Origin of the sequence: Pseudomonas nitroreducens (genome assembly GCF_010994165.1) — a bacterium.
Lineage (GTDB): Bacteria > Pseudomonadota > Gammaproteobacteria > Pseudomonadales > Pseudomonadaceae > Pseudomonas > Pseudomonas nitroreducens.
On sequence record NZ_WMBX01000001.1, the window covers coordinates 700,861 to 720,693 of the forward strand.

Annotated in this window: 16 protein-coding genes; 8 read left to right on the forward strand and 8 right to left on the reverse strand. The window is 65.8% G+C overall.

Annotation, left to right across the window (positions count from 1 at the left end):
• Positions 1–131: 131 nt before the first annotated feature.
• From GJV37_RS03370 to GJV37_RS03380, 3 genes are all read right to left on the reverse strand, one after another.
• Entirely contained in the window at positions 132–362 is a 231-nt protein-coding gene (locus tag GJV37_RS03370; protein WP_024766464.1) for a hypothetical protein, read from the reverse strand.
• A 1-nt stretch (position 363) separates the two neighbouring features.
• Complete coding sequence (gene ccoN / locus GJV37_RS03375) at positions 364–1,791, reverse strand: cytochrome-c oxidase, cbb3-type subunit I (protein ID WP_024766465.1); 1,428 nt, start codon at positions 1,789–1,791, stop codon at positions 364–366.
• Between the two features lie 150 nt (positions 1,792–1,941).
• The gene (locus GJV37_RS03380; RefSeq protein WP_024766466.1) at positions 1,942–2,376 is read right to left on the reverse strand and encodes an NUDIX hydrolase; all 435 of its coding nucleotides are present in this window, start codon (positions 2,374–2,376) and stop codon (positions 1,942–1,944) included.
• Between the two features lie 120 nt (positions 2,377–2,496).
• On the opposite strand from GJV37_RS03380, the gene rluB reads away from it, so the two are divergent.
• On the forward strand, positions 2,497–3,921 hold the full coding sequence (gene rluB, locus GJV37_RS03385; protein ID WP_164488279.1) for a 23S rRNA pseudouridine(2605) synthase RluB: 1,425 nt from the start codon (positions 2,497–2,499) through the stop codon (positions 3,919–3,921).
• Between the two features lie 164 nt (positions 3,922–4,085).
• On the opposite strand, the gene GJV37_RS03390 is transcribed toward rluB, so the two are convergent.
• The 5 genes from GJV37_RS03390 to GJV37_RS03410 all read right to left on the reverse strand — a co-directional run bounded on the left by GJV37_RS03390 (position 4,086) and on the right by GJV37_RS03410 (position 8,908).
• Entirely contained in the window at positions 4,086–5,012 is a 927-nt protein-coding gene (locus GJV37_RS03390; RefSeq protein WP_193452143.1) for a GGDEF domain-containing protein, read from the reverse strand.
• A gap of 267 nt (positions 5,013–5,279) precedes the next feature.
• Positions 5,280–6,023, reverse strand: a complete 744-nt coding sequence (locus GJV37_RS03395) for a YciK family oxidoreductase (protein WP_065327882.1) — start codon at positions 6,021–6,023, stop codon at positions 5,280–5,282.
• Positions 6,024–6,076: 53 nt separating this feature from the next.
• Positions 6,077–6,754, reverse strand: a complete 678-nt coding sequence (gene mupP / locus GJV37_RS03400; protein ID WP_169889845.1) for an N-acetylmuramic acid 6-phosphate phosphatase MupP — start codon at positions 6,752–6,754, stop codon at positions 6,077–6,079.
• Positions 6,751–7,449, reverse strand: a complete 699-nt coding sequence (ubiG, locus tag GJV37_RS03405; RefSeq protein WP_024767043.1) for a bifunctional 2-polyprenyl-6-hydroxyphenol methylase/3-demethylubiquinol 3-O-methyltransferase UbiG — start codon at positions 7,447–7,449, stop codon at positions 6,751–6,753. Before ubiG ends, mupP begins: the two co-directional genes overlap by 4 nt.
• Before the next feature lie 133 nt (positions 7,450–7,582).
• A complete protein-coding gene (locus GJV37_RS03410) occupies positions 7,583–8,908 on the reverse strand; it encodes a TRZ/ATZ family hydrolase (protein WP_193452144.1) in 1,326 nt (441 codons plus the stop codon).
• A gap of 153 nt (positions 8,909–9,061) precedes the next feature.
• Here GJV37_RS03410 and mtnA point away from each other — a divergent pair, with 153 nt between their 5' ends.
• From mtnA to cmk, 7 genes are all read left to right on the forward strand, one after another.
• Positions 9,062–10,138, forward strand: coding sequence for an S-methyl-5-thioribose-1-phosphate isomerase (gene mtnA / locus GJV37_RS03415; protein ID WP_024767044.1), 1,077 nt, complete (start codon positions 9,062–9,064; stop codon positions 10,136–10,138).
• Positions 10,139–10,371: 233 nt separating this feature from the next.
• Positions 10,372–13,161, forward strand: coding sequence for a DNA gyrase subunit A (gyrA, locus tag GJV37_RS03420; RefSeq protein WP_024767045.1), 2,790 nt, complete (start codon positions 10,372–10,374; stop codon positions 13,159–13,161).
• Positions 13,162–13,175: 14 nt separating this feature from the next.
• On the forward strand, positions 13,176–14,261 hold the full coding sequence (gene serC, locus GJV37_RS03425; protein WP_170858275.1) for a 3-phosphoserine/phosphohydroxythreonine transaminase: 1,086 nt from the start codon (positions 13,176–13,178) through the stop codon (positions 14,259–14,261).
• Positions 14,261–15,358 carry a prephenate dehydratase gene (pheA, locus tag GJV37_RS03430; RefSeq protein WP_024767047.1) on the forward strand — a complete coding sequence of 366 codons (1,098 nt, stop codon included), beginning with the start codon at positions 14,261–14,263 and terminating at the stop codon, positions 15,356–15,358. The genes serC and pheA overlap by 1 nt, the downstream gene beginning before the upstream one ends.
• An 88-nt stretch (positions 15,359–15,446) precedes the next feature.
• A complete protein-coding gene (gene hisC, locus GJV37_RS03435; RefSeq protein ID WP_170858276.1) occupies positions 15,447–16,559 on the forward strand; it encodes a histidinol-phosphate transaminase in 1,113 nt (370 codons plus the stop codon).
• Positions 16,552–18,771, forward strand: coding sequence for a bifunctional prephenate dehydrogenase/3-phosphoshikimate 1-carboxyvinyltransferase (locus tag GJV37_RS03440; protein WP_170858277.1), 2,220 nt, complete (start codon positions 16,552–16,554; stop codon positions 18,769–18,771). The genes hisC and GJV37_RS03440 overlap by 8 nt, the downstream gene beginning before the upstream one ends.
• A complete protein-coding gene (gene cmk, locus GJV37_RS03445; RefSeq protein ID WP_024767051.1) occupies positions 18,771–19,460 on the forward strand; it encodes a (d)CMP kinase in 690 nt (229 codons plus the stop codon). Before GJV37_RS03440 ends, cmk begins: the two co-directional genes overlap by 1 nt.
• Positions 19,461–19,833: the final 373 nt, after the last annotated feature.

Consider the following 19,833-nt stretch of genomic DNA (forward strand, 5'->3'; position numbering starts at 1 on the left):
TCCATCAGGTGGCGGGGCACGGGAGTGATATTCCGCCTCCGCACGCCCGCCGGGAAATTGATGTGCTTGCTAATGAAAATTGATGAAGGTGATGTGGCGCTCTGTCGCAGGCCTGCCCGCAAACTGGCGCGCTAGGGCTGCCAGTCGCGCCAGTGTTCGCAGTCGCCCCTGCACTGGCCGGGGCAGGCGCAACCGGTGCGGCTGCGCCCGGTGGCCTTTTCCATGCGCCGGGCCACTTCCTCGTCATCGGCGAAGGGCAGCATGCTGGCCTCCTCGATACCGCGCTGGCGGTGCGCCCGCAGGCTCCAGCCGACGCCGAAATACAGTGCCAGCAGGCCGCCCAGCCCCAGCCAAAGTGTCATCTCAGGCCATCCGCTCGGCGACACGCATCGCCTCGGGGCGCGCCTGGCGCACGGTGACCCAGGTATTCCAGGCCATCAGCAGCATGCCGCTGAGGAACATCAGCCCGCCGGTCATGCGCACCACGAAGCCGGGGTGGCTGGCCTGCAGCGCTTCGACGAAGGAGTAGGTGAGCGTGCCGTCGGCGTTCACCGCCCGCCACATCAGGCCCTGGGTGATGCCGTTGACCCACATCGAGGCGATGTAGAGCACCGTGCCGATGGTGGCCAGCCAGAAGTGAGCGTTGATCAGACCGATGCTGTGCATCTGTTCGCGACCGAAGACCTTGGGAATCAGGTGATAGAGCGAGCCGATGGAAATCATCGCTACCCAGCCCAGCGCGCCGGCATGGACGTGGCCGATGGTCCAGTCAGTGTAGTGAGACAGGGCGTTGACGGTCTTGATCGCCATCATGGGGCCCTCGAAGGTCGACATCCCATAGAACGCCAGGGAAACCACGAGGAAGCGCAGGATCGGGTCGGTGCGCAACTTATGCCAGGCGCCGGAGAGGGTCATCATGCCGTTGATCATCCCGCCCCAGCTCGGCGCCAGGAGGATCAGCGACATCACCATGCCCAGGCTCTGCGCCCAGTCGGGCAGGGCGGTGTAGTGCAGGTGGTGCGGGCCGGCCCAGATATAGAGAGTGATCAGCGCCCAGAAGTGCACGATGGACAGTCGGTAGGAATACACCGGGCGTCCGGCCTGCTTGGGCACGAAGTAGTACATCATCCCGAGGAAGCCGGTGGTGAGGAAGAAGCCCACCGCGTTGTGCCCGTACCACCACTGCACCATGGCGTCGGTGGCGCCGGAGTAGACCGGGTAGGACTTGAACCAGTCCACCGGAATGGCCAGGTGGTTGACGATGTGCAGCATCGCCGTGACCAGGATGAAGGCGGCGAAGAACCAGTTGCCCACATAGATGTGCGGCGTCTTGCGCTTCATCAGCGTGCCGAAGAACACCACCGCGTAGGCGACCCAGACGATGGCCATCCACACGGCGCCGGTGAATTCGATCTCGGCGTATTCCTTGGTGGTCGTGTAGCCCAGCGGCAGGCTGATCATCATCACCACGATCAGCGCCTGCCAGCCCCAGAAGGTAAAGGCCGCGAGGCTGTCGGAAAACAGCCGCGTCTGGCAGGTGCGCTGCACCGTGTAGTAGCTGGTGGCGAACAGCGCGCAACCGCCGAAGGCGAAGATCACCAGGCTGGTGTGCAGCGGGCGCAGGCGCCCGAAACTGGTCCATGGCAGGTCCAGGTTCAGTTGCGGCCAGACCAGTTGGGAGGCGATCAGTACCCCCATGGCCATGCCGACGACGCCCCAGACCACCGTCATGATGGCGAATTGGCGAACCACCTTGTAGTTGTACGCCTGCTCCGTGCTTCTCGAGTTCATGCTGGATTCCCGCTTGTGACAGAACGTCCGGGCGCACCCCTGGAGGAAAACCAGGGCGCTCCGGTGAGCGGGCAATCTAGAAAAATGCGGGCGGGGGAAACAGATTCAGATGGGCCGCTCAAATGCGTATCAGCGGCCCGGCGCGCGGATTCAGGCGATGTCCATGCGCCCTGCGAGGAAATGCCGCAGGCGTTCCTGCAGGTAACCCACCGCCTGTTCCTCGGCGAGATATTCGCTGACGCGCATCAGCCGCCAGTACTGGCCTTCATCGCCGAAACGGATGGCCTCGAACTCGTTCTGTTGCAGCCGCGCCACCAGGAACCAGGCCCAGGGCGCGGGGCCGTGCGTAGCAGGGTAGCGGCGCTGCCATTCGATGCGTTGCTCGCCCAGGCGTAGGCCAAACTCTTCTTCCAACTCGCGCAGCGCGCATTGCGCCGGGGTCTCGTCGCCTTCGCGGCCGCCGCCAGGAAAGTCCCAGCAACCGGGGTAGGGGATTCCCGGCTTGTCGTCGCGCTTGTAGACCACCAGTTGGCCCCCATGGAACAGCGCCAGCTTGGCCCCGGTGAAGTCGTCTTCGCGCTGCATGGCTTCATTCCCCTGTAAGTCGACTAGTCTTTCCCGACTGCGGGCGGTGCTTTGCCGCGCACAAGCGCGTATGATGCGCGACCTTTTTCTTCGTTGCACGACACACCGGGAGGTGCCGAGATGAACGACCAGCACGAAAACACCGAACTGACCCCCGCTCCGGAAGGCGAAAAGCTGCAGAAGGTCCTGGCCCGCATGGGCGTGGGCTCGCGCCGCGACGTCGAGGCCTGGATCGAGGAAGGCCGGGTCAAGGTCAATGGCGCCGTCGCCACCCTTGGCCAGCGCGTGGGCGACCGCGATGCCATCGCCGTCGATGACCGCCTGCTCAAGCGCGAGAAGATCGAAGAGCATGTGCGCCGCGTCCTGATCTACAACAAGCCCGAAGGCGAAGTCTGCACCCGCGACGATCCGGAAGGCCGTCCGACCGTGTTCGACCGCCTGCCGCGCCTGCGCAGCGGCCGCTGGATCAACGTCGGCCGTCTGGACATCAACACCACCGGCCTGCTGATGTTCACCACCGACGGCGAGCTGGCCAACCGCCTGATGCACCCGTCCTACGAGATGGACCGCGAGTACGCCGTACGCGTGCGCGGTGAAGTCGACGAAGAGATGATCGAACGCCTGAAAGCCGGCGTGATGCTCGAAGACGGCCCCGCCAAGTTCAGCGACATCCAGGAAGCGCCTGGCGGCGAAGGCTTCAACCACTGGTACCACGTGGTGGTGATGGAAGGCCGTAACCGCGAAGTTCGTCGTCTGTGGGAATCCCAGGGCGTGATCGTCAGCCGCCTGAAGCGCGTGCGCTTCGGACCGGTGTTCCTGACCTCCGAACTGACCATGGGCCGCTACCGCGAAATGGGCCAGCGCGAGCTGGACATCCTCAGCGAGGAGGTCGGCCTGACCCCGGTCGCCCTGCCGGCCGTTTCCACCAAGACCAAGGAAAAGGTCGAGCGCCAGGAGCGCAAGCTCGGCAAGAAGCTCGCGCCCAGCGAGCGTCCGGGCCGTGGTTCGCGCACCCGCACCGAGCGCGCCGAAGGCGAGCGTCCGCAGCGTGCTCCGCGCCCGGCGGCTGGCGAGCGTCCGGCTCGTGGTCCGCGCGATTCCGACGAGCGTCCGTCTCGTGCCCCGCGCGATGCCGGTGATCGTCCTGCCCGTAGCCCGCGTGGCGATTCCGCTGACAGCCGCGCTCCGCGCAAGCCGCGTGACGCTGGCAGTGATCGTCCTGCCCGCGCTCCTCGCGATGCCGGTGATCGTCCTGCCCGTGGCCCGCGTAGCGACGCTGGTGAAGGCCGCGCTCCGCGCAAGCCGCGTGACGCTGGCAGTGATCGTCCTGCTCGCGCTCCTCGCGATGCCGGTGATCGTCCGGCCCGTGGCCCGCGTAGCGATGCCGGTGAGAACCGTGCGCCGCGCAAGGCTCCGAGCGACCGTCCGGCGCGTGAAAAAGGCGCCCCGCTGGCCGAGCGTCCCGGCAAGCCGGTGCGCAAGCCGATCGCCAAGCGCCGTCCGCAGGCTGCCGGTGACGGCATGCGTCCGGGCTTCAAGCGCTAAGCGTCAGCGGTAAATGGAAAAGGGCTCCTCGGAGCCCTTTTTCTTGCCTGCGATTTAGCGGAAGTCTTCTGTAGGAGCGAGCTTGCTCGCAAACCCGCTTGACGCCAGAGCTGCCGGGACATCCGTTCGCGAGCAAGCTCGCTGCTACAGGGGCTCTCGCCGGGTCAGCTGGCGCAGGCCAGGCGGTTGCGTCCGTCGCGCTTGGCTTCGTAAAGCGCGCTGTCGGCGCGGCGCAGCAGATCATCCACCGACTCGCCGCCATTGAGGGTGGCGCAGCCCAGGCTGATGGATAGCGGCAAGCGTTTGCCGCCGGCGGCCAGGTTCAGCTCCTCCACGGCAGCCCGCAGCCGTTCGCCTACCTGCACGGCGGCGACGCCGGGGGTGTTGGACAGCAGCACGAGGAATTCCTCGCCGCCAAAGCGGAACACCATGTCGACATTGCGCAGGCTGTTCTTCAGCGCCGTTGCCACGGCGAGCAAGGCGTCGTCGCCGACGCTGTGGCCGTGCTCGTCGTTGATCTGCTTGAAGTGGTCCAGGTCGAGCATGAGGATCGACAGTGGCAGCAGGTGGCGCCGGGCTACCTCGACCTCGCGCCCCAGGGTCTGGTCCATGGCAATGCGGTTGCCGGTGCCGGTCAGCGCATCGCGGAGCGCCGATTGCACGGCGGCGCGGTAGAGCAGGGCGTTGCGCAGGGGATAGAGCAGGCAGGCCATCAGCGATTCCAGCTGCGAAAGCTCCACCTCGGAGAAGCGCCGGGCACGACGGAAGCTGATCTCGCCGAGGTATTCGCTGGCGTGGGTCAGGCGGTAGTCGGCACTGTGCCGGGCCGCTTCGCCGAACTCCAGGCGCAGGTCGGCGCCGGCGTGGTAGTACGCCAGGTAGGCCACTGGCAGCAACTGCTGGATCTCGCGGAAGAACACCGCGAGGATGCGGTCAGCCTCCAGGCTCACCTGCAATTGCAGGTTCAGCTGCTGGCGCAGTTCCAGCAGCTCCAGCGGACGCCGCGAGGGTGTGCGGATGTCCTGGCTGGCCGCGCGCTGGAGCTTGGCAGCATCGAAATCGATGGTATTGGAGTGCTTGGGAGGAACCATGGCGGCGACCATTTTTACGGCGTTTGCAGGGACAGAGCGATTTCCGTGCCAGGGCGCGGAAAGGCCTGAAAAGACGCCGTATTGACCGATCGGTGGTGGTCAGGGTTCCCAGTCGGGGAAAGGTTTCGCCAGAAGTCTGGCGAAATGGTGGCACTTTGCCGGAGGGGAGAGCGGGGCGGAGCCAGAAAAATGGCGGGAGGCGGCGTGGTTGCTGGGCTGCAGGCCGACGCCGCTGGTACGCCAGTACCGATTGTGCAGGGCCGGACCTCAGTCCTGGGCGTTGAAGGCCTGACCGTTCACGCCCTTGCTGTCCGGACCCATCAGGTACAGGTAGACCGGCATGATGTCTTCGGGCGCCGGGTTGTTGTAAGCGTTCTCGCCCGGGTAGGCATGAGCGCGCATCGCGGTGCGGGTGGCGCCCGGGTTGACGCTGTTGGCGCGCACGCGGGTGATGTCCTCGCACTCGTCTGCCAGAACCTGCATCAGACCCTCGGTGGCGAACTTCGACACCGCGTAGGCGCCCCAGTAGGCGCGGCCCTTGCGGCCGACGCTGCTGGAGGTGAAGACCACCGAGGCGTCCTCGGAGAGCTTGAGCAGCGGCAGCAGGGTGTGGGTGAGGCTGAACATGGCGTTGACGTTCACCTGCATGACACGGGTGAAGTTGTCGGTGGAAATCTGCTCGATGGGCGAGCGCAGGCCGAGGATCGAGGCGTTGTGCAGCAGACCGTCGAGCTTGCCGAACTCTTTCTCGATCATGGCCGCCAACTCGTCGTACTGGTGCGGCAGGGTGGTTTCCAGGTTCAGCGGGATGACCACCGGTTCCGGGTGGCCGGCGGCAACGATCAGGTCATAGACCTCGTTGAGGTAGTCCTCGGTCTTGCCCAGCAGCAGCACGGTCGCACCGTGGGCGGCGAAGGCGAGCGAGGCGGCCCGGCCGATGCCGCGGCCGGCGCCGGTCACGAGGATCACGCGGCCCTTGAGCAGGTCGGGGCGGGCGGAATAGTCGAACATGGTTTCTCCTTGGCGGAACCCGTCAGCGCGCTGGCGGGCTCGCGAGGTTCGGTTCAGCAGGAGCAGAGGGCGCGGTCGAGAACCGCCAGCAGGTCGCGGGGATGGTCGACGATGACGTCGGCGCCCCAGTGCGCGGGGTTGTCGTCCGGGTGGATGTAGCCGTAGCGCACGGCGGCGGTCTTGGTCCCGGCGGCGCGGCCGGACTCGATGTCGCGCAGGTCGTCACCGATGAACAGCACCTGCGACGGGTCGATGTTCAGCTGGCTGCAGGCCAGCAGGAGCATTTCCGGGTCCGGCTTGCTGTTCTTCACGTGGTCCGGGCAGACCAGCACCGCGGAGCGCTCGGCCAGGCCCAGCTGCTGCATGATCGGCGCGGCGAAGCGCACCGGCTTGTTGGTCACCACGCCCCAGATCAGGCGGGAGCGCTCGATACTCTCCAGCAGTTCCGCCATGCCCTCGTACGGACGGGTGAAGACGGCGCAATGCTCCTGGTAGCGGTCGAGGAACTCCTGGCGCAGGGTCTCGAAGCCGGGGGCTTCCGGGTCCATGTCGAAGGTCGCGGCAACCATGGCGCGGGCGCCGCCGGACACCACGTCCTGGATGCGCTGGTCGTCGATCGGCGCGCGACCGTGGGCCTTGAGCATCGCCTGACACACGGCGACGAAGTCCGGCGCGGTGTCCAGCAGGGTGCCGTCCATGTCGAAGAGAACCGCTTTGAGCATGCGATTCACTCCTCCCGCAGGGTCTGGATCATGTAGTTGACGTCGACATCGTTGGCCAGCTTGTAGTGCTTGGTCAGCGGGTTGTAGGTCAGGCCGATGATGTCCTTGACCGCCAGGCCGGCGTCGCGCGACCAGGCACCCAGCTCGGAGGGGCGGATGAACTTCTTGAAGTCATGGGTGCCGCGCGGCAGCAGGCGCATCACGTATTCCGCACCGACGATGGCGAACAGGTAGGCCTTCGGGTTGCGGTTGATGGTGGAGAAGAACACCTGGCCGCCGGGCTTGACCATCTTGTGGCAGGCGCGGATCACCGAGGCCGGGTCGGGCACGTGCTCGAGCATTTCCAGGCAGGTCACTACGTCGAACTGCTCGGGCATTTCCTCGGCCAGCTCTTCGGCGGTGATGCGGCGGTATTCCACCGGCACGCCGGACTCCAGCTGGTGCAGCTGGGCGACTGCCAGGGGCGCTTCGCCCATGTCGATGCCGGTGACGGTAGCGCCGCGCTGGGCCATGGCTTCGCTGAGGATGCCGCCGCCGCAGCCGACGTCGAGGACCTTCTTGCCGGCGAGGCTGACGCGCTCGTCGATCCAGTTGACCCGCAGCGGGTTGATGTCGTGCAGGGGCTTGAACTCGCTTTCGCGGTCCCACCAGCGGTGGGCGAGGGCCTCGAATTTGGCGATCTCGGCGTGGTCGACGTTGCTCATGGTGTCCCTATTGATCAAAAAGCTGGAAACGAAGACTGGCTATGATGCCAGCTTCGTCGAATGGATGGGGCGCGGCATGACAGATTGTCGCAGCGCTGGACCGACGCAGGCGCTGCGACAGGACGGCAGGGGCTCAGGCACCGGCGATCTTGCGTCCCCACTCGCCTGCTACGGCGATCAGGCGCTCTTCGTCCAGGCGGGTGAGCTTGCCGTCATCCAGCAACTGCTTGCCGCCGACCCAGACGTGGCGCACGCAGTCGCGGCCGCTGGCGTAGATCAACTGGGAAACCGGCTCGTACACCGGCTGCTGGGCCAGTCCGGAAAGGTCGAAGGCTGTGATATCGGCAGCCTTGCCCAGTTCCAGGCTGCCGGTTTCCTGTTCCATGCCCAGCGCGCGGGCGCCATTCAGGGTGGCCATGCGCAGGGCACGGTGGGCGTCCAGCGCGGTGGCCTGGCCGGCCACGGCCTTGGCCAGCAGGGCGGCCGTACGGGTTTCGCCGAGCAGGTCGAGGTCATTGTTGCTGGCCGCGCCGTCGGTGCCGATGGCCACGTTGACTCCGGCCTGCCACAGGCGCTCCACCGGGCAGAAGCCGCTGGCCAGCTTGAGGTTGGATTCGGGGCAGTGCACCACCGAACTGTTGGTCTCCACCAGCATGGCCAGGTCTTCGTCGTTCACCTGGGTCATGTGCACGGCCTGGAAGCGCGGGCCGAGCAGCCCCAGGCGATGCAGGCGGGCCAGCGGGCGTTCGCCGTGCTTCTCCAGCGCCTGCTGGACCTCGAAGGCAGTCTCATGGACGTGCATATGAATGCCGGCGTCCAGTTCCTCGGCAAGCATCAGGATGTTTTCCAGCTTGTCGTCGCTGACCGTGTAGGGCGCGTGCGGGCCGAAGGCGACCTTGATGCGCGGGTGATGCTTGAGGTCGTCGCGCAGTGCCAGGCCCTGGCGGATCGCTTCGTCGGCGTCGCGGGCGCCGGGGACCGGGAAATCCAGTACCGGCACGCTGATCTGCGCGCGAACGCCGGCCTTGTGCACCACCTCGCAGGCCACCTGCGGCAGGAAATACATGTCGGAGAAGCAGGTGATGCCGCCCTTGAGCTGCTCGGCGATGGCCAGTTCCGTGCCATCACGGACGAAGTCCTCGCTGACCCACTTGGCTTCTGCCGGCCAGATGTGCTCCTGCAGCCAGGTCATCAATGCCAGGTCGTCCGCCAGGCCGCGGAACAGGCTCATCGCCGCATGGCCGTGGGCGTTGATCAGGCCGGGGGAGAGCAGCATGCCCGGCAGTTCGCGGGTTTCCGCCGCCGGATGGCGCAGCGCTTCGGTGCGCGGAGCGAGCAGGGCGATGCGACCGTCGCGGATGCCCAGGCCATGGTCACGCAGGACGATGCCGGCGGGCTCCACGGGGACAATCCAGGTGGGGAAGAGCAGCAGGTCGAGCGGGACTTTGGTGGTGGGCATATGGCGCATCCTGGGCGCGATAATAAAGCGCCCGAGTATAGCCGAGCGCCACCGCCGCAGGCTCGTTATACTCGGCGCTTTTACCCGCCTGCGCGGGAAGATTCCTGGGGGCCGGGAAAGGCCCGCGATTCCATTGAATTGAAGAGGTGTTCCATGCGTGAGCGACTGTTGGCGGCCGAACGGGTCACGGCCATTGATTGGCGCAAGGGCACACTCCGACTGCTGGACCAGCGCCTGCTGCCGCTGGAGGAAACCTGGCTGTCCTTCGAGACCGCCGAAGGCGTGGCCGAGGCCATCCGCCAGATGGTCGTGCGTGGCGCACCCGCCATCGGCATTGCCGCCGCCTATGGCCTGGCGCTGGGCCTGCGCGCCCGCCTGGCCGCCGGCGGCGACTGGCGTACGGCGCTGGAAGAAGATTTCACCGTGCTCGCCGAATCGCGTCCCACCGCGGTCAACCTGTTCTGGGCGCTGAACCGCATGCGTGACCGTCTGGAGCGCCTGAAGCCGGGTGAGGACCCGCTGGCGCTGCTCGAAGCCGAGGCGGTGGCGATCCACGAAAGCGACCGCGAGGCGAACCTGACCATGGCCCAATTGGGCGTGGAGCTGATCCGCAAGCACCACGGCGGCCCGCAGAAGATACTCACTCACTGCAATACCGGCGCCCTGGCCACCGGCGGCTTCGGCACCGCGCTGGGCGTGCTGCGCGCGGCGCACCTGGAAGGGTTGATCGAGCGCGTCTACGCCGACGAAACCCGCCCCTGGCTGCAGGGCGCGCGTCTGACCGCCTGGGAGCTGGCGAACGAAGGTGTGCCGGTCACCCTGAACGCGGACGCGGCCGCCGCGCACCTGATGAAGACCGAAAGCATCACCTGGGTCATCGTCGGTGCCGACCGCATCACGGCCAACGGCGATGTTGCCAACAAGATCGGGACTTATCAGCTCGCAGTCAACGCTATGCACCACGGCGTGCGCTTCATGGTGGTGGCGCCCAGTTCGACCATCGACATGGGGCTGGAAAGTGGCGAGGACATCCCGATCGAGGAGCGCGACGGTCGCGAACTCCTGGAAATCGGCGGCAAACGTGTCGCCGCCGACGTGGATGCCTACAACCCGGTATTCGATGTGACCCCGGCGGACCTGATCGACGCCATCGTGACCGAGCGCGGCGTCGTCGAGCGTCCGGACGCCGAGCGGATGGCCCAGTTGATGAGCCGCAAGCGCCTGCATTGATGGGGCCTGCGGCAATTCATCGAGGGGCTTGGGCGAGGGTAGGGTTTGACCCTGGCTTGTGGTAAGCTCCGACGGTTCTTGATGGGGCATTTTTACGGCCCCCACAGCATCGCGGATCAACGGCCAAGTCGTTGATTTGTAGAGAGTCGGTGGCGCTTTGATAGCGCACCGCGCTCCGCCAGGCCCGGGACGGGCATGACGGAGACCCATTTGAAAAAGGAACCAGGCTTCTCATGGGCGAACTGGCCAAAGAAATCCTCCCGGTCAACATCGAAGACGAACTCCGACAGTCCTACCTCGATTACGCCATGAGCGTGATCGTCGGTCGTGCCCTGCCCGATGCGCGCGATGGCTTGAAGCCCGTGCACCGTCGCGTCCTGTACGCCATGAGCGAACTGGGCAACGACTGGAACAAGCCCTACAAGAAATCCGCCCGTGTGGTCGGTGACGTGATCGGTAAGTACCACCCGCACGGCGACACCGCGGTGTACGACACCATCGTGCGCATGGCCCAGCCCTTCTCGCTGCGCTACATGCTGGTCGACGGCCAGGGCAACTTCGGTTCGGTGGACGGCGACAACGCCGCGGCCATGCGATACACCGAAGTGCGCATGTCCAAGCTGGCCCACGAACTGCTGGCCGACCTCGACAAGGAAACCGTCGACTGGGTGCCCAACTACGACGGCACCGAGCAGATCCCGGCGGTCATGCCGACCAAGATCCCGAACCTGCTGGTCAACGGTTCCAGCGGTATTGCCGTGGGCATGGCGACCAACATCCCGCCGCACAACCTCACCGAGGTGATCGACGGCTGCCTGGCGCTGATGGACAACCCCGAGCTGTCCGTCGACGACCTGATGCAGTACATCCCCGGCCCGGACTTCCCGACCGCCGGCATCATCAACGGTCGTGCGGGCATCATCGAGGCCTACCGCACCGGCCGTGGCCGCATCTATATCCGTGCCCGCGCCACCATCGAGGACATGGAAAAGGGCGGTAACCGCCAGCAGATCATCATCACCGAGCTGCCCTACCAGCTGAACAAGGCCCGCCTGATCGAGAAGATCGCCGAGCTGGTGAAAGAGAAGAAGATCGAAGGCATCACCGAGCTGCGCGACGAGTCCGACAAGGACGGCATGCGCGTGGTCATCGAGCTGCGCCGCGGCGAAGTGGGCGAGGTCGTGCTGAACAACCTCTACGCCCAGACCCAGCTGCAGAGCGTCTTCGGCATCAACGTGGTGGCCCTGGTCGATGGTCAGCCGCGCACGATGAACCTCAAGGACATGCTCGAGGTCTTCATTCGCCACCGCCGTGAAGTGGTGACCCGCCGGACCGTCTACGAACTGCGCAAGGCCCGCGAGCGCGGCCACATCCTCGAAGGCCAGGCGGTCGCCCTGTCGAACATCGACCCGGTGATCGAGCTGATCAAGACCTCGCCGACTCCGGCCGAGGCCAAGGAACGCCTGATCGCCACGGCCTGGGAATCCAGCGCCGTGGAAGCCATGGTCGAGCGCGCCGGCGCCGATTCCTGCCGTCCGGAAGACCTGGATGAGCAGTACGGTCTGCGCGAAGGCAAGTACTACCTGTCGCCGGAGCAGGCCCAGGCCATCCTGGAACTGCGCCTGCACCGCCTGACCGGCCTGGAGCACGAGAAGCTCCTGTCCGAGTACCAGGAAATCCTCACCCTGATCGGCGAGCTGATCCGCATCCTGACCAACCCCGAGCGCCTGATGGAAGTCATCCGCGAGGAGCTGGAGAAGGTCAAGGCGGAGTTCGGCGATGCCCGTCGCACCGAGATCGTCGCGTCGCAGATGGACCTGACCATCGCCGACCTGATCACCGAAGAAGAGCGCGTGGTCACCATCTCCCACGGCGGCTACGCCAAGTCCCAGCCGCTGGCCGCCTACGAGGCCCAGCGTCGCGGTGGCAAGGGCAAGTCGGCCAGTGGCGTGAAGGACGAGGACTACATCGAACACCTGCTGGTCGCCAACAGCCACGCCACCCTGCTGCTGTTCTCCAGCAAGGGCAAGGTCTACTGGCTGCGCACCTTCGAGATCCCGGAAGCCTCGCGTACCGCCCGTGGCCGTCCGCTGGTGAACCTGCTGCCGCTGGACGAAGGCGAGCGCATCACCGCGATGCTGCAGATCGACCTGGAAGCTGTGCGCGCCCAGTTCGCCGGTGACGAGAACGACGATGACGACGTGGTCGCCGAGCAGGTCGCCGAAGTGGTGGAAGCCGAAGAAGGCGAAGAGGGCGACGACGCCGACTTCAGCCAGGACGAGCCGACCGGCGCGTACATCTTCATGGCCACCATGAAAGGCACCGTGAAGAAGACCCCGCTGATCCAGTTCACCAAGCCGCGCTCCAACGGCCTGATCGCGCTGAAACTGGAGGAGGGCGATTCGCTGATCGCCGCCGCCATCACCGACGGCTCGAAGGACGTGATGATGTTCTCCGACGCCGGCAAGGTGATCCGCTTCAAGGAAAGCAAGGTGCGCATCATGGGCCGTAACGCCCGTGGCGTGCGCGGCATGCGCCTGGGCGAAGGCCAGCGGATCATTTCCATGCTGATCCCCGAGTGCCGCGAAGCGCAGATTCTCAGCGCCTCCGAGCGCGGGTACGGCAAGCGCACCCCGCTGGCCGACTACCCGCGTCGCGGTCGTGGCGGCCAGGGCGTGATCGCCATGGTGATCAACGAGCGTAACGGCAACCTGGTAGGCGCCGTGCAGGTGCTGGACGGCGAGGAGATCATGCTGATCTCCGACCAGGGCACCCTGGTGCGTACCCGCGTCGACGAAGTCCGTGGCGCTGGCCGTAACACCCAGGGCGTGATCCTCATCAAGCTGGCCGCCGACGAGACCGTCGTAGGCCTGGAGCGGGTGCAGGAGCCGACCGTCGTCGAAGGCGAAGAGATCGAAGGCGAGATCGTCGACGGCGAGACCGTCGAGGGTGAAGTAGCGGACGAGAACCAAGAAGCAGGCGAAGTCGCGGCTGAAGAAGCCCCGCAAGCCAGCGAAGACTGATAGCGAGAGTGGATGTGAGCAAGCGAGCCTTTAACTTCTGCGCCGGTCCCGCGGCGCTTCCCACCGAGGTGCTGGAGCGCGCCCGCGCCGAGCTGCTGGATTGGCAGGGCAAGGGCCTGTCGGTCATGGAGATGAGCCACCGTAGCGACGACTACGTGGCCATCGCCGAGAAGGCCGAACAGGACCTGCGCGACCTGATGGCGATCCCGTCGAACTACAGGGTGCTGTTCCTGCAGGGCGGCGCCAGCCAGCAGTTCGCCGAGATTCCGCTGAACCTGCTGCCCGAAGACGGCGTGGCCGACTACGTGGAAACCGGCATCTGGTCGAAGAAGGCCATCGAAGAGGCTCGCCGTTACGGCAACGTCAACGTCGTCGCCAGCGCATCCCAGTACGACTACTTCGCGATCCCCGGCCAGAACGAGTGGAACCTGTCCAAGGACGCGGCCTACCTGCACTACGCGTCCAACGAGACCATCGGTGGCCTGGAATTCGACTGGATTCCGGAAGTCGGCGATGTCCCGCTGGTGGTGGACATGTCCTCGGACATCCTCTCCCGCCCGATCGACGTATCGAAGTTCGGCCTGATCTACGCCGGCGCGCAAAAGAACATCGGCCCGTCCGGTTTGGTGGTGGTCATCGTTCGCGAAGACCTGCTGGGCCGCGCCCGCAGCATCTGCCCGACCATGCTCAACTACAAGGTCGCTGCCGATAACGGCTCCATGTACAACACCCCGGCCACCTACTCCTGGTACCTCTCCGGCCTGGTCTTCCAGTGGCTGAAGGAGCAGGGCGGTGTCGACGCCATGGAACAGCGCAACCGCGCGAAGAAGGACATGCTGTACGGCTTCATCGACAGCAGCGACTTCTACACCAACCCGATCCAGCCCAGCGCCCGCTCCTGGATGAACGTGCCGTTCCGCCTGGCCGACGAGAAGCTCGACAAGGCCTTCCTCGCCGGTGCCGACGCGCGCGGTCTGCTCAACCTCAAGGGTCACCGTTCGGTGGGCGGCATGCGTGCCTCCATCTATAACGCCCTGGGCCTGGATGCCATCGAAGCCCTGGTCGGCTACATGGCCGAGTTCGAGAAGGAGCACGGCTGATGAGCGACGCTGACCAGCTCAAGGCTTTGCGCGTACGCATCGACAGCCTCGACGAGAAGATCCTCGAGCTGATCAGCGAACGCGCACGTTGCGCCACCGATGTGGCGCGCGTGAAAATGGCCGCCCTGCCCGCAGGCGAGAAGCCGGTGTTCTACCGGCCCGAGCGCGAGGCCTGGGTGCTCAAGCACATCATGGAGCTGAACAAGGGCCCGCTGGACAACGAGGAAGTCGCTCGTCTTTTCCGCGAGATCATGTCCTCCTGCCTGGCCCTGGAGCAGCCGCTGAAAGTGGCCTACCTCGGCCCGGAAGGCACCTTCACCCAGGCCGCGGCGCTCAAGCACTTCGGCCATGCGGTGATCAGCACGCCGATGGCGGCCATCGACGAAGTGTTCCGCGAAGTTGCTGCCGGCGCGGTGAACTTCGGCGTGGTGCCGGTGGAAAACTCCACCGAGGGTGCGGTCAACCACACCCTCGACAGCTTCCTCGAGCACGACCTGGTGATCTGCGGCGAGGTGGAACTGCGCATCCACCACCACCTGCTGGTGGGCGAGAACACCAAGACCAACAACATCACCCGCATCTACTCCCACGCCCAGTCCCTGGCCCAGTGCCGCAAGTGGCTGGACGCGCACTACCCGAACGTCGAGCGCGTGGCGGTTTCCAGCAACGCCGATGCCGCCAAGCGGGTGAAGAGCGAGTGGAACAGTGCTGCGATTGCCGGCGACATGGCGGCCAGCCTGTACGGCCTGGACAAGCTGCACGAGAAGATCGAGGACCGCCCGGACAACTCCACGCGCTTCCTCATGATCGGCAACCAGGAAGTGCCGCCCACGGGCGATGACAAGACTTCCATCATCGTCTCCATGCGCAACAAGCCGGGCGCGTTGCACGAGCTGCTGGTGCCGTTCCACAGCAACGGTGTCGACCTGACTCGCATCGAGACCCGCCCGTCGCGCAGCGGCAAGTGGACCTACGTGTTCTTCATCGACTTCGTCGGCCACCACAAGGACCCGCTGATCAAGGACGTGCTGGAAAAGATCAACAGCGAAGCCGTTGCCCTTAAGGTGCTGGGTTCGTACCCCAAAGCGGTCCTCTGAGACCGCGAGCCGCAAGCCAGGGCCGCAAGCTGCCGACACGTCGGTGGATGGTTGATGGCTTGCGGCCCATAGCTTGAGGCTTTTAGCGATGTCGTGTGATTTCCTTGCCCTGGCCCAGCCGGGCGTGCAGAAGCTTTCCCCCTACGTGCCCGGCAAGCCGGTCGATGAACTGGCCCGCGAGCTGAAGCTCGACCCCGCTGGCATCGTCAAGCTGGCCAGCAACGAGAACCCGCTGGGCCCGAGCCCCAAGGTCCTCGACGCCATTCGCGCCGAACTGGCCGAACTGACCCGCTACCCCGACGGCAACGGCTTCGAGCTGAAGTCCCGCCTGGCCGCCCGCTGCGGCGTCGATACCGCGCAGGTCACCCTGGGCAACGGCTCCAACGACATTCTCGACCTGGTGGCCCGCGCCTACCTGGCGCCTGGCCTGAACGCCGTGTTCAGCCAGTACGCCTTCGCCGTCTACCCGATCTCTACCCAGGCCGTCGGCGCCCAGGGCAAGGTCGTGCCGGCGAAAGACTGGGGCCACGACCTGGAAGCCATGCTGGCGGCCATCGACGCCAACACCCGCGTGGTCTTCATCGCCAACCCGAACAACCCCACCGGTACCTGGTTCGGTCCGGACGCGCTGGAGCGCTTCCTCTCGCAGGTGCCGGAGAGCGTCCTCGTGGTGCTCGACGAGGCCTACATCGAGTATGCCGAAGGCGAGGAGCTGCCGGACGGCTTGAAGTACCTGGCCCGCTACCCGAACCTGCTGGTCTCCCGCACCTTCTCCAAGGCCTACGGCCTGGCCTCGCTGCGCGTCGGTTACGCGATCTCCTCGGCGCAGGTCGCCGATGTGCTCAACCGCGTTCGCCAGCCGTTCAACGTCAACAGCCTGGCCCTGGTCGCCGCCTGTGCGGCGCTGGACGATGCCGACTACCTGGCCCAAGGCAAGCGCATCAACGACGAAGGCATGGCGCAGCTGGAAAACGGCCTGCGCGCCCTGGACCTGCACTGGATTCCCTCCAAGGGCAACTTCATCGCCGTGGACCTCAAGCGTGACGCCGGCCCGGTCTACCAGGCGCTGCTCGCCGAAGGCGTGATCGTCCGTCCGGTGGGTGGCTACGGCATGCCGCAGCACCTGCGCATCTCCATCGGCCTGCCGGCCGAGAACGCCCGCTTCCTCGAAGCGCTGGCCAAGGTGCTTGCTCGTGCCTGATGTTGTTCAGCGCAAGCGCCTGGTGGTGGTGGGGCTCGGCCTGATCGGCGGCTCCTTCGCCAAGGGCATCCGCGAAAAGGGCCTGTTCGAGGAAGTGGTCGGCGTCGACCGTGACCCGCAAACCCGTCGCCTGGCGGTGGAACTGGGAGTGGTCGACCGCTGCGAGGAAAGCCTTGCTGCCGGTTGCCGCGAGGCTGACGTGATCCAGCTTGCGGTGCCGATCCTGGCCATGGAGAAGGTCCTCGGGGAACTCGCCACTCTCGACATCGGCAATGCCATCCTCACCGACGTGGGCAGCGCCAAGGGCAATGTGGTGCGCGCTGCGAAAGCCGTGTTCGGTGGCATGCCGGCGCGCTTCGTTCCCGGCCATCCCATCGCCGGTTCCGAGCAGAGCGGGGTGGAAGCGGCCAACGCGAAATTGTTCCGCCGTCATAAAGTCATACTCACCCCGCTGGATAATGCCGACGCGGACGCGATCCAGTGCGTCGAGAGCCTCTGGCGCGAGCTGGGCGCGGATGTCGAGCAGATGGCCGTCGAACACCACGACGAAGTCCTCGCCGCCACCAGCCACCTGCCGCACCTGCTGGCCTTCACGCTGGTCGACTCGCTGGCCAAACGCAGCGAGAATCTGGAAATCTTCCGCTATGCCGCTGGCGGCTTCCGCGACTTCACGCGGATTGCCGGCAGCGACCCGGTGATGTGGCACGACATCTTCCTCGCCAACCGCGAGGCGGTGCTGCGCATCCTCGATGTATTCCGTGACGACCTCGACGACTTGCGCGAGGCCGTCGATCAAGGGGACGGGCAACAACTGATGGGCGTCTTCACCCGCGCCCGGGTTGCCCGCGAGCATTTCAGCAAAATCCTGGCCCGCCGGGCCTATGTGGACGCCATGCACAACAATGACCTGATTTTCCTGGCCCAGCCGGGTGGCCGCCTCTCCGGGCGCGTTCGCGTACCGGGCGACAAGTCCATTTCCCACCGCTCGATCATGCTCGGCTCGTTGGCCGAAGGCACGACCGAGGTACAAGGTTTCCTCGAGGGTGAAGATGCCCTCGCCACCATCCAGGCCTTCCGCGACATGGGCGTGGTCATCGAAGGCCCGCACCACGGCCGCGTGACCGTGCACGGCGTGGGCCTGCATGGCTTGAAGACGCCGCCCGGCCCGATCTACCTGGGCAACTCCGGCACCTCCATGCGCCTGCTCAGTGGCCTGCTCGCCGCCCAGCCGTTCGACACCACCCTGACCGGCGATGCGTCGCTGTCCAAGCGCCCGATGAACCGCGTCGCCAAGCCGCTGCGCGAGATGGGCGCAGTGATCGAGACTGGCCCCGAAGGCCGTCCGCCGCTGACCATCCGTGGTGGCCAGAAGCTCACCGGCATGCACTACGACATGCCCATGGCCAGCGCCCAGGTGAAATCCTGCCTGTTGCTTGCCGGCCTCTACGCTGCCGGTGAAACCTCCACCACCGAGCCGGCCCCGACCCGCGACCATACCGAGCGCATGCTGCGCGGCTTCGGCTACCCGGTCGACGTCGAAGGCGCCACCGCTCGCGTCGAGTCCGGCCACAAGCTCACCGCCACCTCGATCGAAGTCCCGGCCGACATTTCCTCCGCCGCCTTCTTCCTGGTTGCCGCGAGCATCGCCGAAGGCTCCGACCTGACTCTGGAGCACGTCGGCATCAACCCGACCCGTACCGGCGTCATCGACATCCTCAAGCTCATGGGCGCCGACATCACCCTGGAAAACCAGCGAGAAGTGGGCGGCGAACCGGTTGCCGACATTCGCGTGCGCTCGGCGCAGCTCAAAGGCATCGACATCCCCGAAGACCTGGTGCCGCTGGCCATCGACGAGTTCCCCGTGCTCTTCGTTGCCGCCGCCTCTGCCTCTGGCCGCACTGTGCTGCGCGGCGCGGAAGAACTGCGGGTGAAGGAATCCGACCGCATCCAGGTCATGGCCGACGGCCTGCTGGCCCTGGGCGTGAAGTGCGAGCCGACCCCGGACGGCATCATCATCGACGGCGGCAGCTATGGCGGCGGCGAAGTCTGGAGCCACGGCGACCACCGTATCGCCATGTCCTTCAGCGTGGCTTCCCTGCGTGCCGGTGCGCCTATCCGCATCCACGACTGCGCCAACGTCGCGACCTCCTTCCCGAACTTCCTCGGGCTGGCGTCCGGCGCGGGCATCCGCGTCGCCGAGGAGAAAAACTGATGAACGGCGAATGGCCGGTCCTCGCCATCGATGGCCCCAGCGGCTCGGGCAAGGGCACCGTCGCCGGCCTGCTGGCCAAGCGCCTGGGCTGGAACCTGCTGGACTCCGGCGCGTTGTATCGCCTGCTGGCGTTCGCTGCCGGTAACCACGGTATCGACCTGACCAACGAGGAAGCCCTCAAGGTCCTGGCCGCACACCTGGACGTGCAGTTCACCCATGCCAAGGGCGGACAGGGTCAGCACATCATCCTCGAAGGCGAAGATGTCACCGATACCATCCGTACGGAGCAGGTCGGCGCCGGCGCGTCGCAAGTCGCCGCGCTGCCGGCGGTGCGCGATGCGCTGCTGCAACGCCAGCGCGCCTTCCTCGAAGCCCCCGGCCTTGTCGCCGACGGCCGCGACATGGGCACCGTGGTCTTCCCCAGCGCGCCGCTGAAGATATTCCTGACAGCGTCGGCCGAAGAGCGCGCCCGTCGCCGATACCTGCAGCTCAAGGGCAAGGGTATCGACAGCGATCAGGCGCAACTGGCGGAGGAAATCAGCGCCCGCGACGAGCGTGACAGCCAGCGTGCCGTGGCTCCGCTCAAGCCCGCCGAAGGCGCCATCCTGGTGGACTCCACCTCGATGAGCATCGAAGAGGTCGTGGACAGTATCCTCGCCGAGGTTTCTCGTCGCGGCCTGGCGGACTAGTCGAACGGCTCATGAAAATCCCCGGCCAGCCGGGGATTTTTCTTTCCCGAGGCGGGTGCGTTGCAGGACGGATCTGACAGGCGGTCCTCCCGTCCTCCGAGGCTGGGCGAAAATGAAGGAATGAAGCTGGAGTCGTGAAGGACATCGGAAACCAGGGGCGCCGATTGACGCAACCGACGTCCGTTGCTACCATTCCAGACCTTGTATCGGGAGGGTTTCGCCCATATTGAGCGAAGCGTTCCCTTAAAATCTGAATGTGGAGCATCCGTTTCGGCGGGTGCAACAGGGGGCCGGCAGGATACCAGTCTTGATCCTGCTGGCTTCTTTTTCATCACTTGACCGTGTTCGCTGGTGGCGCGGAATCGGGCTTACA

Excerpts from the sequence above, each read along its gene's own strand:
- hisC (WP_170858276.1), top strand. The coding sequence starts at position 15,447 with ATGTCGTGTGATTTCCTTGCCCTGGCCCAGCCGGGCGTGCAGAAGCTT.
- ccoN (WP_024766465.1), bottom strand. The coding sequence starts at position 1,791 with ATGAACTCGAGAAGCACGGAGCAGGCGTACAACTACAAGGTGGTTCGC.
- GJV37_RS03380 (WP_024766466.1), bottom strand. The coding sequence starts at position 2,376 with ATGCAGCGCGAAGACGACTTCACCGGGGCCAAGCTGGCGCTGTTCCAT.
- GJV37_RS03390 (WP_193452143.1), bottom strand. The coding sequence starts at position 5,012 with ATGGTTCCTCCCAAGCACTCCAATACCATCGATTTCGATGCTGCCAAG.
- ubiG (WP_024767043.1), bottom strand. The coding sequence starts at position 7,449 with ATGAGCAACGTCGACCACGCCGAGATCGCCAAATTCGAGGCCCTCGCC.
- GJV37_RS03370 (WP_024766464.1), bottom strand. The coding sequence starts at position 362 with ATGACACTTTGGCTGGGGCTGGGCGGCCTGCTGGCACTGTATTTCGGC.
- gyrA (WP_024767045.1), top strand. The coding sequence starts at position 10,372 with ATGGGCGAACTGGCCAAAGAAATCCTCCCGGTCAACATCGAAGACGAA.
- GJV37_RS03410 (WP_193452144.1), bottom strand. The coding sequence starts at position 8,908 with ATGCCCACCACCAAAGTCCCGCTCGACCTGCTGCTCTTCCCCACCTGG.
- mtnA (WP_024767044.1), top strand. The coding sequence starts at position 9,062 with ATGCGTGAGCGACTGTTGGCGGCCGAACGGGTCACGGCCATTGATTGG.
- cmk (WP_024767051.1), top strand. The coding sequence starts at position 18,771 with ATGAACGGCGAATGGCCGGTCCTCGCCATCGATGGCCCCAGCGGCTCG.
- GJV37_RS03395 (WP_065327882.1), bottom strand. The coding sequence starts at position 6,023 with ATGTTCGACTATTCCGCCCGCCCCGACCTGCTCAAGGGCCGCGTGATC.
- pheA (WP_024767047.1), top strand. The coding sequence starts at position 14,261 with ATGAGCGACGCTGACCAGCTCAAGGCTTTGCGCGTACGCATCGACAGC.
- rluB (WP_164488279.1), top strand. The coding sequence starts at position 2,497 with ATGAACGACCAGCACGAAAACACCGAACTGACCCCCGCTCCGGAAGGC.